The organism is Streptomyces antarcticus, from assembly GCF_026627255.1.
Classification (GTDB): Bacteria; Actinomycetota; Actinomycetes; order Streptomycetales; family Streptomycetaceae; genus Streptomyces; species Streptomyces antarcticus.
In genome coordinates, this window is record NZ_JAPNLM010000012.1 from 42,384 (window position 1) to 56,935 (window position 14,552).

Sequence of the window (14,552 nt, forward strand, 5' to 3'; positions counted from 1 at the left end):
CCGCTGTTGTGAGACTCCCTGATGGGGCATTCGTCCTTTCGGGTGACGGAGATTTTGGTTGGGCCTGTCGAGGGACGTAGCGCTGACACCTTGGCTGTACGGGCGATTGCCTGTGGGCTGGGGGTACGTGATGGACGAAGCGTTTGTGACCGTGAGCTTTCGTCGTCGAAGCGGTGAGTGCGTCGAAGAGCGGGCTTGGCGTACGGTGCCAGTCGAGCTCTTGGAGTCGGCTGCTCCGTGGCGGACTTTCCGCTGGTACAAGGGGCAGAAGCATTACTCCGGCATCTACTGGTCTGCGACGGTCCGCGAGCATGTGATCTACGAGTCGCGCCTGGAATTGGCGAGGCTGCTCTTCGCCGATTTCGATCCCGCCGTGCGGTCCATCGTGGCTCAGCCCTTCCTGCTGAAAGCTGAAGTGGACGGGAAGCTCCGCAAGCACATCCCGGACTACCTGCTGATCACCGAGCAGGGGCCGATGGTCGTGGACGTCAAGCCGCTGCACCGGTTGTCCAAGCCCGATGTGGCCTTCACCTTCGACTGGACTCGACGGGTGGTGGAGTCGCGGGGCTGGCAGTACGAGGTGTCGAGCGAGCCGCCGACGGCACAGCTGGAGAACATCCGTTTCCTGGCCGGCTATCGCAGGAACTGGCTGTTCAGCCTCGACCTTCTGGACGAGCTCCTGGGCGCTGACCTCGATGGAACCCCGTTGGGGCAGGTCCCGGGCCGTTTTCCCGGCCGTGCGGAGCCGCATGTGCGGTCCGCGGTTCACCACCTGCTCTGGACAGGCCGCCTCGTCACAGACCTTGGCCAACCGATCAGCCCTTCCCGGGTGTTGCGGACGGCGTCATGAGCAGGGCCGGGGCCCGGGTCGGAGTCGGTACGCGTTTCCGCTACGACGGGGAGACCCTCGAGGTGGTGGAGATGGTCCCCACCACGGTGGGCAACGAAGTGGCCCTGAAGGACGGCCGGGGACGGATGCTGCGCCTGTCCCTGAACGAGCTGCTGTTCTCCGATCGCGCGGTCATCATTCCCGACGCCCCCGGCCCAGCGGCAGACGATCCGGAAGAGATCGCCTCAGTGATGCTTGGGCAGCTGAACGACGCAGAGCGGCGGAAGCTCCATGACCGAGCCGAACACGTCCGCGAGGTCCTGACGGGCTACCGGTCCGGCACCCCAGAACTCGCACGCGACGATGAGCCCAGGCCCGAGTACTCACCCGCGTTGTCTGCGGAAACCCGGTACACGACGAAGGCCGCAGAGCTCGGAGTGGGCACGCGCACGTTGAAGCGGTGGGTTGCGGAATTCCGGGAGCATGGCGAGGCCGGGCTCGCACCCAAAAGGGGACCAGCTCGGAAGTCGCAGGTCGGGCTCGATGACCGGTGGGTGGAGACCGCGCTGGAGGTGATGGTCGAGCACACCGGGGAGTCGAAGCCCTCGCGCACGATGGTGATCGAGCGGACCCGGGCCCGGGTGATAGCCCGGTTCGGGCCGGAGGTGGTGCCGCAGCCGAGTCGGGCGACGGCGTTTCGGCTGCTGGTGGAGTTGGAGCGGCGGCATCCGTTGTTCCGGCTGAGCACGAAACGCAACCGGGATATCGCCGATCGGCCGGAGGGCCCGTACGGGAAGCTGCGGCCAACGCGGCCGGGTGAGTACGTGCTGATGGACTCGACTCGGCTCGATGTGTTCGCGTTCGATCCGTTCACGCTCACGTGGGTCCAGGCCGAGCTGACGGCCGCGATGGACTGGTACACCCGCTGCATCGTCGGGATCCGGCTCACGCCAGTCTCCACGAAGGCGGTGGACGTCAGCGCGGTGCTCTTCCAGTCGTTCCGGCCCCGGCCGGCGGGGAAGGACTGGCCGCGGCATGCGGTCTGGCCCGAGCACGGCATTCCCCGCACCGTGCTGGTCGATGTTGAGGGGGCCGTGGGTCCGGGGCTCGCGTCACCTCCTCTGGTCCCAGAGACCCTGGTCGTGGACCACGGCAAGGTCTACGTCTCGGAGTACCTGACCAGCGTCTGCCGTCGGATGGGCATTTCGATTCAGCCCGCACGGCTTCGAACGGGACGGGATAAAGGGCCGGTTGAGCGCTATTTCCGCACCCTGCGCGAGGGGCTCTTGCAAGCTCTGCCGGGCTACAAGGGCCCCGACATCCATTCCCGGGGCGAGAGTCCGGAGGGCGACGCGTTCTTCTTCCTCGACGAACTGGAGGCGATCGTCCGGGAGTGGACCGCGACGGTCTACCACTGTCGGCCGCATGCGAGTCTGGTCGACCCGGGTCTGCCGGGGCTGAGGATGTCCCCGGCGAAGATGTTCGAGCACGGGATGGCCAGGGCCGGCTATATCGAAGCACCCCGGGACCGGGATCTTGGCTTTGAGTTCCTGCAGACGAAGTGGCGCACGATCCAGCACTACGGCGTCGAGATCGACCGCCGCCGCTATAGCGGGCCCGGCCTGCCCGAGGCGGGTATTCGCAGTCCCTACGACGGTCCAGTCAAGAACGGCTGGCCGTTCCAGGTGGACCCTGACGACATCGCCCGGATCTACTTCCGTAACCCCACGACCCGTGACTGGCACACCCTGACCTGGGAACACGCGCCGTCGGCGCGGATGCCGCTGAGCGAGGACGCGCTGGCCTTCGCCCGGCAGCTGGCGGCTTCGAAATACCGCTATCCCGACGACCGCCTCGCCGTCGCAGATCTGCTGGAGCGCTGGAACCTCGGGCTGGGCACGAGCCTCGTGGAACGGCGCATGGTCTTGCGGCTCTCGCGTGAACAAGCTGCCATCGAACTTCCCCAGACCGCGGAGGAGACCGTCGTCTCCCTTCCTTCAGTACGCAAAGCCCTTGGGCAGGCCGCAGACCCGGAGGGGCCTTCGGAAGAACTCCCGCCGAAGTCGGTCGAGATGGGCGATGACGACGAGGCCGATCTGGAAGATCTCTCTGCCGAGGACGGTTTCTACACGGACGCTCTGGAGGACGCGTGAGCGCGGCCGGCCCGCCGGGCTTGGGCAGTCTGGCGCTCTCGCGAAAGGAGGACTGGAAGGCGTTCGCCGAGACCCCGCGTCGGATACAGCCTGAACTGTTGACCCGCCGCCAGGTGAAGGCCCTGAGCGAAGAGGCGAGAGGCGAGCGTGACCGGTTGCTGAGGGAGTGGCATGCCAACCTGGGGCCGATCAAGACGCCTCAGCTGGCGGAACTGCACGAGGACTTGTGGGACATCGTCGACAGCAACGTTCAGGACGGCGACAAGGCCAAAGGCGCCGTGGCGGTCGATGCTTTCCCCGGACTCGGGAAGACCACCTCGGTGCTGGCCTTCCTCCGGGAGTTCCATCGCAGGGAGATCGCCGAGCGGGGCCTGTTCACCGACCAAGGGCATGAGCGCCTCCCAGTCTGCCGGGTCGGGCTGACCGGCAATACCGGGATGAAGGACCTCAACCGATCCCTGCTGGAGTTCTTCGGCCACCCCGGACGGAACCGAGGTACCACCGCGCAGTTCGGTCAGCGGGCCCTGGACTGCGTGATGTCCTGCGAGGTCCGCCTGCTCGCGCTTGATGATCTCCACTTTTTGAAGTGGAACCAGAAGAACGGCATTGAGGTCAGCAACCACCTCAAGTGGATCGCCAACGAGTTCCCCGTGACGCTCGTGATGATCGGCGTGGGCCTCGCCGATAAGGGCCTGTTCAGCGAGGGCGACACCAGGCGGGATACGGCACTGGCTCAGACCGGGCGCCGCACCACCCGGCTGGGCATGCGCCCCTTCACGATCGAGTCCGAGGCAGGACGACGGGAATGGCGGCAGATGCTGCTGGCACTCGAACAGCGCGTCGTCCTGGCGGACAAGCAGCCCGGCATGCTCGCAGACGACCTCTCCGACTACCTCTTCGCCCGCAGCACCGGCCACATCGGCTCCCTGATGACACTAATCAACCGCGGCTGCCAGCGAGCCGTCCGCAGCGGCACCGAATGCCTCACCCGTGACCTGCTCGATCGCGTGAAGAACGACGAGGCATCCGAAGTGGCCCGCAAGGAACTCGAAGCCGCCCTGGAGAGAAAGCGCCTGACCAGCCGTCCCCGCACCGCACGCAAGAAGGCGGCGTGACTGCGGCCACCCGAACCCTTCCCGTCCGGCTGGCCCCACTGCCGGGCGAGGCCCTCGACTCCTGGCTGGAAGCACTCGCCCGACGGCTTCACACCCCGCTCGGAGAGGTGTTGCGGCACTTCGGGATTCCGGCACGACTGCGGCGAGGGAACCGTCTGAAGGGCATCCCGCCGGACTGGACGATCCTCCTCAGCGAGCAGGAGACGATGGCCATCGCGCACGCGAGCGGACTCGACCCGCAGGCGATCACCAGCATGACCCTGGCCCACTATGACCAGAGGGCTCTCCGCATCAACTTCGAGCGCCGTCAAGTCAACCGCTGGGTGCTTTGGGGCCGCGGTGGTGGCTCCCGGTTCTGCCCGGACTGCCTGCGCGACAGCGACGGCCGGTGGCAATTGGCCTGGCGGCTGGGCTGGTCATACGCCTGCGTCCTCCATGGCAGGCTCATGGCGGACTGCTGCCCGGACTGCGGACGCGTTCAACGACAGCGGCCCCGCTCCGGTCGAGTCGTCCCTCTGCCAGCGATCTGCGGAAACCCACCTGCGGCGCGGGGTGGACCTCGAACAAGCGGCTGCGGATTCGATCTGACCCAGACCCGTACGCTCCAGCTGCACGTCGGGCATCCCGCGTTCACGGCCCAGGAGCGGCTGCTGGACGTCATCGGGACCGGCACGGCAGCCTTCGGCCCCTACGCGATCAGTCCACAGCCATCCCAGGCGGCATTGGCTGATGTCCGCGCAATCGGCGGGCGGGTGCTGGCAGATCTTCCGGCACCCGACATCAGGAACCTGGTGCCGGCGGACATTGCCGAGGAGCATTTCGCCATTGAGCTGGGCTCCCGGCTCGCTCTGCGAGCAAATGACAGGCCCGGCTTCATGGCCCCACCGCGAGCCGCAAGCACGGCTGTCGCGGTAATCACCGCCCTGCACGTTCTCGAACAGAGCGACTTCCACCGGGCCGGCGAGGCGATTAGGGGCCTGCTGGAGGCGATGCGCGAGGAGCTCTGGCAGATCAGCGCCAGCAGTATCGATAGCTGGGGACGGGGCCTGACCCCTGTCCTGCAAGGAGTGAACCTGGCAGCCCTCGCCCCCACGCTTCGTCCCAGCGAACAGCTCCGTTATCGCACGGTCACGCACATGCCGCGCCGCCCGACGACGGGCCGCGATGAGACACGGCGGGCCCGGAAGATTCCCAGCATCTTCTGGCCTTCCTGGGCCGTGCGGCTCACTCCATCCGACGGGATCTATCCCCGCGTCCTCGCTCCCGTGCTGGCTGCCTCGCTGCTGATCACCGGTAGCAGGATCACCCTTGAGGACGCGGCCGAGCACCTCGGAGCGGTCACCGACGGCATCGACATCTCGCGCGTTCTCCAACTGCTGGACGATCAGCCGTACTGGTCGGCCATGGTCACCGCCCTCGTTCAGCTGGGCGATCACCTCGATGCCACCGATGTCCCCATCGACTACCAGCGGCGGCGCCGCTTGGACTACACCGAGCTGCTGCCACACGAACGCTGGCGAGAGATCTGCCGCAGCACCGGCACGTCACCCGGCACCGGCCGCCGAGAGACGGTCGTCCGCTGCCAGCTCTTCCAACGCATCAGCGGCCTTCCCGCCGAGTTCGCTCCCGGTTATGTCCCCGGCAACGAAGCCCAGTTCCGGGCCGAGAGCGTCCGCTATGCCGCCCGGCAGACTCCCGAGCTGGCCCAGGCACTGATGGAAGAAGCTCGAAACTTCCTCGTTGGTCACCGCATCCACGACGAACCGGTCACGTGGCAGCCGCCCCTGACTCTGCTGACCGGACTCGACCTTCCCGGCCCTGACCCGGATCAGATCGATGTTCCACGCCTTCACCAGCTCGTCCGCCAGCGCAAGAATCCAATTCAGCACGCAGCCGAACTCTTCACCACGAGTGTCGAGGCCATCCGACTCGTCCTGGACGAACAGCCGGCTCCCGCACTCCCCCCGACGAAGACTGCGGCCAGGGCGACGGGCCACACACGCTTTAAGGCCCGCCAGGAGGTGCCGAAGGAGACCTTCACCCGCCTCTACCTTGACGAACACCGCTCACTTCAACAGATCGCTGACCTCATGGGCTTCTCCCGCCCGGTGCTGACCGAACTGGCGATGGAGTACGGCATCGCGCTTCGCGCCGGACCGCAGGACTACAAGCCCCGCGGAACCATCGAGCGGGAATGGCTCATGGAGCAGTACGTCGTCCGACGACGGACCCTGCCGGACATCGCCCGAGAGGCGGGCATGAGTATCGCAAACATTGCCCGCTGGGCGCACATGCACAAGATCCCCCTCCGGCCCCGCGGCGGTGGAAGCCACGACATCGCACTACGCGTCACCGAGCAGGCGGCCCGCACCCCAGCGATTCTGCGCAAGGCCCTCACCAGTCCCTATGCCTGGCAGCGACTCGAACGGTTTGCGGCCGCAGCGTCCTATCCCACAATCGGCGGGGCGGCCCAAGCCCTCGGCATCAACCAGCCGACCCTGGTGATCCAGATCAACCGCTTGGAACGGGACCTCGGGAAGACTCTGCTTGAGCGTGCGGAACGTGGTCGGGCCATGAAACTGACCCCCTTCGGCAAGAAGGTCGTAGCAGTCGTCAGCATCAGGGCGTGTCAGCCCTGATGCTGAGCGTCAGCCGCCTCGAACTGCGAGCCGATGTTGTTCTACATGTCGCCAGTTCCTGAGCTTCGCAGCCCATGGACCAGCCCTGGTTCCCAACCAGTTCCCGACAGAACCGCTGGAAGCCATTGTGGTTCTAGCCAAACTCGGCACGGCTCTTGACTTTGTGATGTCACATCACAAATATAGCAAACATGACATCTGTAGACGTGCCCGCGACACTGCGCACCATCCGGGCCAACCTTGATCTCACCCAGGCAGGCCTAGCGGAGAAGCTCGGCGTCTCTTTCGCGACCGTCAACCGCTGGGAGGGTGGGAGCAGCGCGCCGCAGAGGGCCCCGATGGCACGCATCCTCGAGGTAGCGGCTGAGGCCGGGGTCGACGTCGACGACATCGACGCGACCGCAGTCCCAGCACCCACTCGCCGGCGTGGCCGGGTGGCCGCTGCTAACAGCACCAAGCCCATGGAACAGATGCTCTGGGATGCCGCTTGCTCCATCCGCGGCGAGAAGGACGCTCCGAGGTTCAAGGACTACCTCCTGCCGTTGCTGTTCTTGAAGCGGCTCTCCGACGTCTTCGACGACGAGATTGCCCGCCTGGCAGAGGAGTTTGGTGACCCTGCCGTCGCTTTGGAGATTGCGGAGTCCGACCACAGCCTGCTGCGCTTCTATATCCCGCCCGAGGCCCGTTGGAGCGTGATCAGTGGGCGCTCGATGTTCGACTGGCCAGTCGATGAGCGTGGCCGGTCGACGGTCCCCCGGGACATCGGGGAACATCTCACCAAGGCAGTGCGCGGCGTGGTGCGGCACAACCCGGATCTTCCGGGTGTTATCGACATCGTCGACTTCGCCGCCGAGCGCAACGGCGAGCGGGACATTAACCCGGCCAAGCTGCGCGGGGTCGTCGAAACCTTTTCCGACCCGCGCTACCGCCTTGGCCTGGCTGATGTGCAGCCCGACTTCCTGGGGCGGGCCTACGAATACCTCCTGCGGAAGTTTGCTGAGGGCTCTGGCCAGAGTGCTGGCGAGTTCTTCACGCCGACCGAGGTCGGCTTCCTGATGGCCAACATCCTCCGTCCTAGGCCGGGAGATACCTGTCACGACTACGCCTGCGGATCAGGTGGGCTCCTGATCAAGCTACAGCTCGTCGCTAGGGAGCTTGACCCGACCGGCAAGGTGCCGCTCAAGATGTACGGCCAGGAGCTCCAGGCCGAGAGCTACGCCGTGGCCCGGATGAACACGATCATTCACGACATGGACGTCGACCTGCAGCGCGGTGACACCATGATCAATCCCAAATTCCGGGATGCCTCCGGTTCTCTGAAGCGCTTCGACATCGTGGTGGCGAACCCGATGTGGAACCAGCCCTTCGACCCAGGGCTGTTCACCGACGACCCGTTCGACCGATTCATGAAGTCGGGCGGCGCAACGTCAGGCAGGGGCGACTGGTCATGGCTACAGCACACCATTGCCACGATGAATGACGGTGGGCGCGCTGCGGTTGTCCTCGACACCGGTGCAGCCACCCGCGGTTCCGGTGCTAAGAACGAGGACAAGGAGCGCAACGTCCGGAAGTGGTTCGTCGATTGTGATCTGGTCGAAGGCGTAATCCTCCTCCCGGAGAACCTCTTCTACAACACGTCGGCCGCAGGCCTGATCATTGTGCTCAACAAGCGCAAGCCGGCCAGCCGCAAGAACAAGGTCGTCCTGATCAACGCCAGCCGCCGCTACATCAAGGGCAAGCCCAAGAACCACCTCAGCGAGGAGGACATCAAGGAGCTGACTACGCTCTTCACCGCGGGTGAGCCCGTCGACGGCGAGGTCGCCGTAGTTGACCTTGGGGACATCGTGGAGGCCGATTACAACCTGAGTCCAAGTCGGTGGGTACGTCGGGCCGATGACCGGGAGCATCGCACCATCGCCGAGTTGCTTGGCGAGCTACAACTGCTCCACGACCAGGACAACGACTTGACCGCTCAGATGCTCGTCGCGCTACGTCCGCTCGCGGAGGTCAAGGCATGACCGGCAACTGGAAGACGGAGACCGTCGAAGCGTGCCTACAGCGGATCACCCTGCCCCGCGTCAAGCTTCCGACGAGCTCCTACAAGCAGTCAGGTAAGTACCCAATCATCGATCAGAGCCAGGCCGACATCGCAGGTTGGACTGACGGTGAAGACGGCGTCATCGACGAGCAGTTGCCGTTGATCGTCTTCGGCGACCACTCCCGCACGCTGAAGTACATCGACACGCCTTTCGTGCGTGGTGCTGACGGTACCCAGATCCTCAAGCCGCGCTTGGGCATCGACCCGCTGTTCTTCTTCTACGCTCTCCGTTCGATCAACTTGGAGAGCCGCGGGTACAACCGCCACTTCACAATTCTAAAGGAGCAGTTGGTACCCGTACCGGAACAGTCCGACCAGGTACGGATCGCTCAGGCGCTGAAGCAGGTCGAAGACGGTATTCGCCTTCAGGAGCGAAAGGCTGCCACTCTCAAGGAGCTCAAGGGTGTCGCTCTCCATGAGTTGTTTGCCCGTGGTGTGCGTGGCGAGCCCCAGAAGGAAACGGAGTTCGGCCAGGTTCCGGAGGGTTGGGTCGTCGAGGAACTCGGTGACTCGCACACCGTGCAGACTGGTGGGACCCCGTCCCGCCGTGACTCGCGGTACTGGGATGGTGGCACCATTCCGTGGGTGAAGACGGCCGAGGTGTCGTACTCGACGATCACAGAGACCTCTGAACACATCACGGTTGCTGCCCTGAAAGAAACGAGCGTCAAGCTCTTTCCTGCCGGCACGCTGCTGCTCGCTATGTACGGCCAAGGAGTCACGCGCGGGAAAGTTGGCAAACTTGGGACCGAGGCAACTTGTAACCAGGCCTGCGCCGCTCTCCGCTGCCCTGACGGGAGCGTCGCCCCTGACTACCTCTACTACTTCCTCGAGTGGCAATACGAGAACATCCGCGCCCGGGCGCACGGTGGCCAGCAGCAGAACCTCAGCCTCGATATTGTACGGACGATTCCGATCGCGTACCCCCGTGACCTTAACCAACAGCAGGAGATCGCGGCGCTGCTTAAGACGATTGACCAGAATCGTGAGTTGCAGCGCGCCAAGCTGGAGCTTCTCAAGGAACTGTTTGACCGCATGCTCCACGACCTGATGACCGGAAATATCACGGTCGACGACCTGTTCGTCCCGATTGGTCTGCTGCCCGAGGGGAACGCTGAATGACGACGCTCAAGATCTCCGAGGGCTATACCGTCCAGTTTCCGATGGTGAAGCACGTGGTCGAGATCGGATGGACGCCCCTGACGCAGCAGGAGGCCGAGGCCAAGCGCCACGGACGCGCGAACATGCTATTCCGCGATGATCTCGAGGCGAAGCTCCTGGAGTTCAATCCGTGGCTGAGTGATGACCAGTCCCGGGCCATCGTCGACACCATCGAGGCGCTGCCGCCGACCATTGAGGGTAATCGAGATGTCCTTGCCTGGATCCGTGGCGAGCGCCAGTGGTACGACGAGGCGGAAAGGCGCCACCGTCCAATTCGGGTCGTCGACTTCGATAACCCGGGCAGCAACTCCTTTGTCGTGACATGGGAATGGAAAATCGAGCCGCTGGCACGTAAGGGCAACCGTGCTGACGTCATGTTCGTGATCAACGGGCTGCCGGTGGCGGTCGTCGAGCACAAGAACCCCAAGGACGGGGGAGCGCTCGACCGGGCAGTGAAGCAGTTGCGTCGCTACCAGCTGGAAACGCCCGAGCTGCTAGCCGCGCCTCAGCTGTTCAACGTCACGCATCTACTCGACTACTGGTATGGAGTTACCTGGAACGTCAACCGGCGATTCATCTCCAAGTGGAAGCAGACTCCCGACGAAGAGTATCGATTCGCCGTCCAGGCTTTCTTCGAGCCGACCGATTTCCTGCGCACTCTGCAGCACTGGATCCTCTTCTACGTCGAAGACGGTGAGACGAGGAAGTCGGTGCTGCGCGAGCACCAGTGCCGGGCCATCGACAAGATTGTGGGCCGCTGCGCAGACCCCGAGAAGACCCGTGGCCTTATCTGGCACACACAGGGATCTGGCAAGACGTTCACGCTGCTCATCGCAGCTCGTCTGGTCCTTGAGGACAAGGGTCGATTTAACAATGGCACCGTCATCCTGGTGGTCGACCGCAGTGAGTTGGAGGGTCAGCTGCGAGAGTGGGTCGACCGCTTGCTGGGGGAGATGCAGGCCAACGACATAGCTGTACGCAGGGCGAACTCCAAGTCTGAGCTTCAGGAGCTGCTCGACGCCGACTTCCGCGGCCTGATCATCTCGATGGTCCAGAAGTTCGAAGAGATCAAGAAGGACAGCTCTCCTCGCGACAACTTCTACGTTTTCATCGACGAGGCGCACCGCTCGGTCGCCAAGGATCTGGGCAGCTACCTAATGGCGGCGCTCCCCGCGGCGACGATCATCGGATTCACCGGAACGCCAGTCGGCAGTGTTAAGGGCGGTTCTGGGTCATTCCAGATCTTCGGCACGCAGGACGAGGACGGCTACCTCGACAAGTACTCCATCCAGGAGTCGATCGAGGACGGCACGACGCTTCCCATCCGCTACATGATGGCGCCGTCCAATATGATTATCCCGGCAGAGCAGCTCGATGAGGAGTTTTTCGCTCTAGCGGAGGGTGAGGACGTCACGGACGTCGAGGAGCTGAACCGGGTGCTCGACCGGGCGGTCGGTATCCGTGCTTTCCTCAGCGCTGACGACCGTGTCGAGCAGGTGGCCCAGTTCGTCGCGCGCCACTTCTGTGAAAACGTCGACCCGCTACACTACAAGGCCTTCCTGGTTGCCGTCGACCGCGCGACCTGTGCCAAGTACAAGGTGGCCCTTGACCGGCACCTGCCGCCGGAGTGGTCGGAAGTTGTCTACAGCAGCAACCCTTCGGACGCTGTCGATCGACCGAAGGTGGCCGAGCTGCAGCTCTCGGAGGCTCGCGAGCAGGAGGTACGCAAGGCCTTCAAGAAGCCCGCCGATCAGCCCAAAATCCTTATTGTCACCGACAAACTACTCACAGGCTACGACGCCCCAGTGCTCTACTCGATGTACCTCGACAAACCTATGCGCGACCATGTGTTGCTCCAGGCTATTGCTCGGGTCAACCGGCCTTACGTCGACGCCGAGGGTGTTCAGAAGCGCGTCGGCCTGGTCGTTGACTTTGTCGGAGTGCTGCGCGAGCTCCAGAAGGCCTTGTGTTTCGATTCTGCCGACATCGGCGGGTCGATCGAGGACCTGGAGATCATGATGGAGGACCTCCATCTGCGGATCACCCAGGCTGCAGAGAACTACCTCCAGGTCGAAGCAAAGGACAGCCCGGACCAGCAGCTGGAGAAGGTGGTCTACGGCCGGTTCATTGATCCCGACGCTCGCAAGACGTTCTTCGAGGACTACAAGGACGTCGAGGCTCTCTGGGAGATCCTGTCGCCCTCGGCCGAGCTCCGCGACTACATCGCGACTTACAAGCGCCTCAGCCAGCTCTACGCCGCGGTGCGCAACGCATACTCGGAGACCGGCAGCTTCCTCGGTGACCTGGAGTACAAAACCCGCCGGCTCATAGAGAGCAGCGCGGAGCAGGAAGGGTTGGGCCGCATTGCCAAGGTCGTCACCTTCGACGTTGCCGCCCTGGAGTCGCTCAAGGGTGAGGACGGGCCCGAGGAGGGGAAGGTCTACAACCTGCTCCGGGGACTACGCAAGGAGATGGACGAGGACCCGGCTAGGGCCGTGGTGCTACGTGCTCTCAAGGAGCGAGCGGACCAAGTGATCAAGAACCTGGAAGAGCGCAAGATAACCGGCATGGCCGCTATGGACGAGATCGCGGCGCTGGTCGGCGAAAAGGAAGCAGCCCGAAAGGCGGCTCAGGACAGCGGCCTGAGCGATGTCGGCTTCGCCGTCCACTGGCAGCTCGGTCGCGATGAGGATCTCACCGAGACTGGCCTCGATACGCTGGCCGTGGCTCGGGATGTGGAGACTCTGCTTGATAAGTTCCCTAACTGGCTGGAGAACCCCGATGAGCAGCGTCGCCTCCGACTGAACCTCTACAAACCGGTGATCAAGCTTCCCGGTGAGCAGCGTCGTACGGTGGTGGAGCAGATCATGCAGCTGCTTGAACAGACGGTAGGAAACTGATGTCCTCGCTCTATCCAGACCAGCAGCTCAGGCGTCGCGCGATGGCGTGGGCGCTCCGGCTAAAGGTCAACCCGAAGCGCGTGGATATCGCCGAGATGCCTAAGAAGTGGGGCGCGTGTACTAGCGACGGCGTGGTGATCTTCGCAGACGAGCTAGCTGAGACCGATAAGGCCTTCCAGGACTACGTCATCGTTCATGAGCTGCTGCATCTGCGCTATCGCACGCACGGCAAGCGCTTCCACGCCATGTTGTCAGCGCTCGTTCCGAACTGGCGTGAGCTGGAGCACAAGAGCCACCACGCAATCAAGTGACCAGGGCATCCGCCAGCGGGCCGGCGGACGGTACCTCATACGAAGGCCAGCCGTCCGCCAGAGTCCTCACAGGATGGTGGCGGGCGTCTGCGGCTGGCGAACCTGAGTAGCTGCAGAGTGACCGGTGATGCTGGTGATGAGCGGCGCTTCCTGTGCCGGGACCTCGCCTTGAGTATTCAGCGAGGCACCTGTTTGGCGAGTGGGTCAGAGAGGAGCGGCGGTGCTCGTGCGGTCCCAGTCGGTGCCCTGGCGATAGAGCGACGCATGCTCATCCAGCAGGCGCAGGAAGCCTGGTGCGGGGGCACAAGTCCCGGTGGAGGGCCACTGCCCTGCCGGCATAGCCAGCGGAGGAAATGACATGAAGCTGAGACTGAACCCATCCGCGGCGGCCTGAGACAACCCGAAGAACTTCTGGTCCACGGAAGTCACCGCATGCCAATGAACCGGAGAACCTACAAACATGTAGGGTCTCAAATTTCGTGTCGGAATCTCACGCTCGATGTCGGATGGAAGTCGGATCCGACACCAAGCTGAGATTCGCAGGTCGCTGCCGTACCTCATTCGAGTGAAAGCGTTGCTGGTGTGCTCCCGTCGGCGTGTTGGGCGGGAGCATCGTGCTGCCGGGGGGCAACTCCAACTCGGGAGTGGGGATGGAAGCGACGGTCAGCTTTCGTGGGCACGGTGGCGGGGTTGAAGAGTGTTCCTGGGCGTCTGTGGCAGCGGTGTCGCTGCAGACGGCTTGTCCGCCGGCAGATCACAGCCCAGCTGTCGTGATCGCCTGCTGGGGCGGATAGTCATTTGCCGCACCCGCCCCGCCGGCTCGATCATGAAGTCTCGATCGAGGAGGCTTCGTGGGATTGTGTCTGTTCCCTGGGGACGGTGACCTCACCAGCCCGGACATCAGCTGGTCCTACTCGGGTTTCAAGGCCTTTCGCCAGCGCTTGGCGCAGGCTGAGGGGTTCGCACTGCCGGACATGTGGGGCTTCGGTGGGGACCGGGAATGGAGCGAGATCTCGACGACGCTTGAGCCCCTGCTCGACCACCCCGACGATGACGGCGATCTATCCGCCGCCGACTGTGCCAGGATCCTGCCCCGGCTGGCCGAGATCATCATGGAGTGGGAGACCGCGGAAAGTGACCCCGCTCTCACGCGGCACATCGAGGACGCCCGACAGCTCGTGGCCGTATTGAAGATCTGCGTCGACTCCAACGTCGAACTGCTCTTTGGATGACCCTGAAGAGGGCCCGGCCGCAGGCAGGGATCAGGGAGGGCCACGAGGAAATGACACGGCCGTGAGACAGAGCCCTGGCCAACCCGCGTGAGACAACGCCAAGACCCGCAGGTC

Annotated in this window: 10 protein-coding genes; 9 read left to right on the forward strand and 1 reads right to left on the reverse strand. The window is 64.1% G+C overall.

All coding sequences use genetic code 11. The features are described from left to right. Nucleotides 1-130 precede the first annotated feature (130 nt). The 8 genes from OTB16_RS19290 (at nucleotide 131) to OTB16_RS19325 (ending at nucleotide 13,206) form a co-directional block, all read left to right on the forward strand. Entirely contained in the window at nucleotides 131-850 is a 720-nt protein-coding gene (locus OTB16_RS19290; protein WP_267721486.1) for a TnsA-like heteromeric transposase endonuclease subunit, read from the forward strand. Next, a complete protein-coding gene (locus tag OTB16_RS19295) occupies nucleotides 847-2,982 on the forward strand; it encodes a helix-turn-helix domain-containing protein (protein ID WP_267721487.1) in 2,136 nt (711 codons plus the stop codon). The genes OTB16_RS19290 and OTB16_RS19295 overlap by 4 nt, the downstream gene beginning before the upstream one ends. Next, nucleotides 2,979-4,097: an AAA family ATPase gene (locus OTB16_RS19300; protein ID WP_267721489.1), complete on the forward strand. Its 1,119-nt coding sequence runs from the start codon at nucleotides 2,979-2,981 to the stop codon at nucleotides 4,095-4,097. Before OTB16_RS19295 ends, OTB16_RS19300 begins: the two co-directional genes overlap by 4 nt. Then, nucleotides 4,094-6,736: a TniQ family protein gene (locus OTB16_RS19305; protein ID WP_267721490.1), complete on the forward strand. Its 2,643-nt coding sequence runs from the start codon at nucleotides 4,094-4,096 to the stop codon at nucleotides 6,734-6,736. The genes OTB16_RS19300 and OTB16_RS19305 overlap by 4 nt, the downstream gene beginning before the upstream one ends. Before the next feature lie 191 nt (nucleotides 6,737-6,927). Continuing rightward, entirely contained in the window at nucleotides 6,928-8,754 is a 1,827-nt protein-coding gene (locus tag OTB16_RS19310; protein WP_267721491.1) for an N-6 DNA methylase, read from the forward strand. Further along, nucleotides 8,751-9,956: a restriction endonuclease subunit S gene (locus tag OTB16_RS19315; protein ID WP_267721492.1), complete on the forward strand. Its 1,206-nt coding sequence runs from the start codon at nucleotides 8,751-8,753 to the stop codon at nucleotides 9,954-9,956. The genes OTB16_RS19310 and OTB16_RS19315 overlap by 4 nt, the downstream gene beginning before the upstream one ends. Next, on the forward strand, nucleotides 9,953-12,895 hold the full coding sequence (locus OTB16_RS19320; protein WP_267721493.1) for a type I restriction endonuclease subunit R: 2,943 nt from the start codon (nucleotides 9,953-9,955) through the stop codon (nucleotides 12,893-12,895). Before OTB16_RS19315 ends, OTB16_RS19320 begins: the two co-directional genes overlap by 4 nt. After that, nucleotides 12,895-13,206 carry a M48 metallopeptidase family protein gene (locus tag OTB16_RS19325; protein WP_267721494.1) on the forward strand — a complete coding sequence of 104 codons (312 nt, stop codon included), beginning with the start codon at nucleotides 12,895-12,897 and terminating at the stop codon, nucleotides 13,204-13,206. The genes OTB16_RS19320 and OTB16_RS19325 overlap by 1 nt, the downstream gene beginning before the upstream one ends. Before the next feature lie 204 nt (nucleotides 13,207-13,410). Here OTB16_RS19325 and OTB16_RS19330 read toward each other — a convergent pair whose 3' ends face one another. Continuing rightward, complete coding sequence (locus OTB16_RS19330; RefSeq protein WP_267721495.1) at nucleotides 13,411-13,626, reverse strand: hypothetical protein; 216 nt, start codon at nucleotides 13,624-13,626, stop codon at nucleotides 13,411-13,413. A gap of 431 nt (nucleotides 13,627-14,057) precedes the next feature. Between OTB16_RS19330 and OTB16_RS19335 the strand changes: the two genes are divergently transcribed. Further along, a complete protein-coding gene (locus OTB16_RS19335; protein WP_267721496.1) occupies nucleotides 14,058-14,438 on the forward strand; it encodes a hypothetical protein in 381 nt (126 codons plus the stop codon). Nucleotides 14,439-14,552 lie beyond the last annotated feature (114 nt).

Bases quoted from the DNA above. Each gene is read 5' to 3' on its own strand.
- OTB16_RS19290 (WP_267721486.1), top strand. From the start codon at position 131: ATGGACGAAGCGTTTGTGACCGTGAGCTTTCGTCGTCGAAGCGGTGAG.
- OTB16_RS19295 (WP_267721487.1), top strand. From the start codon at position 847: ATGAGCAGGGCCGGGGCCCGGGTCGGAGTCGGTACGCGTTTCCGCTAC.
- OTB16_RS19310 (WP_267721491.1), top strand. From the start codon at position 6,928: ATGACATCTGTAGACGTGCCCGCGACACTGCGCACCATCCGGGCCAAC.
- OTB16_RS19315 (WP_267721492.1), top strand. From the start codon at position 8,751: ATGACCGGCAACTGGAAGACGGAGACCGTCGAAGCGTGCCTACAGCGG.
- OTB16_RS19320 (WP_267721493.1), top strand. From the start codon at position 9,953: ATGACGACGCTCAAGATCTCCGAGGGCTATACCGTCCAGTTTCCGATG.
- OTB16_RS19325 (WP_267721494.1), top strand. From the start codon at position 12,895: ATGTCCTCGCTCTATCCAGACCAGCAGCTCAGGCGTCGCGCGATGGCG.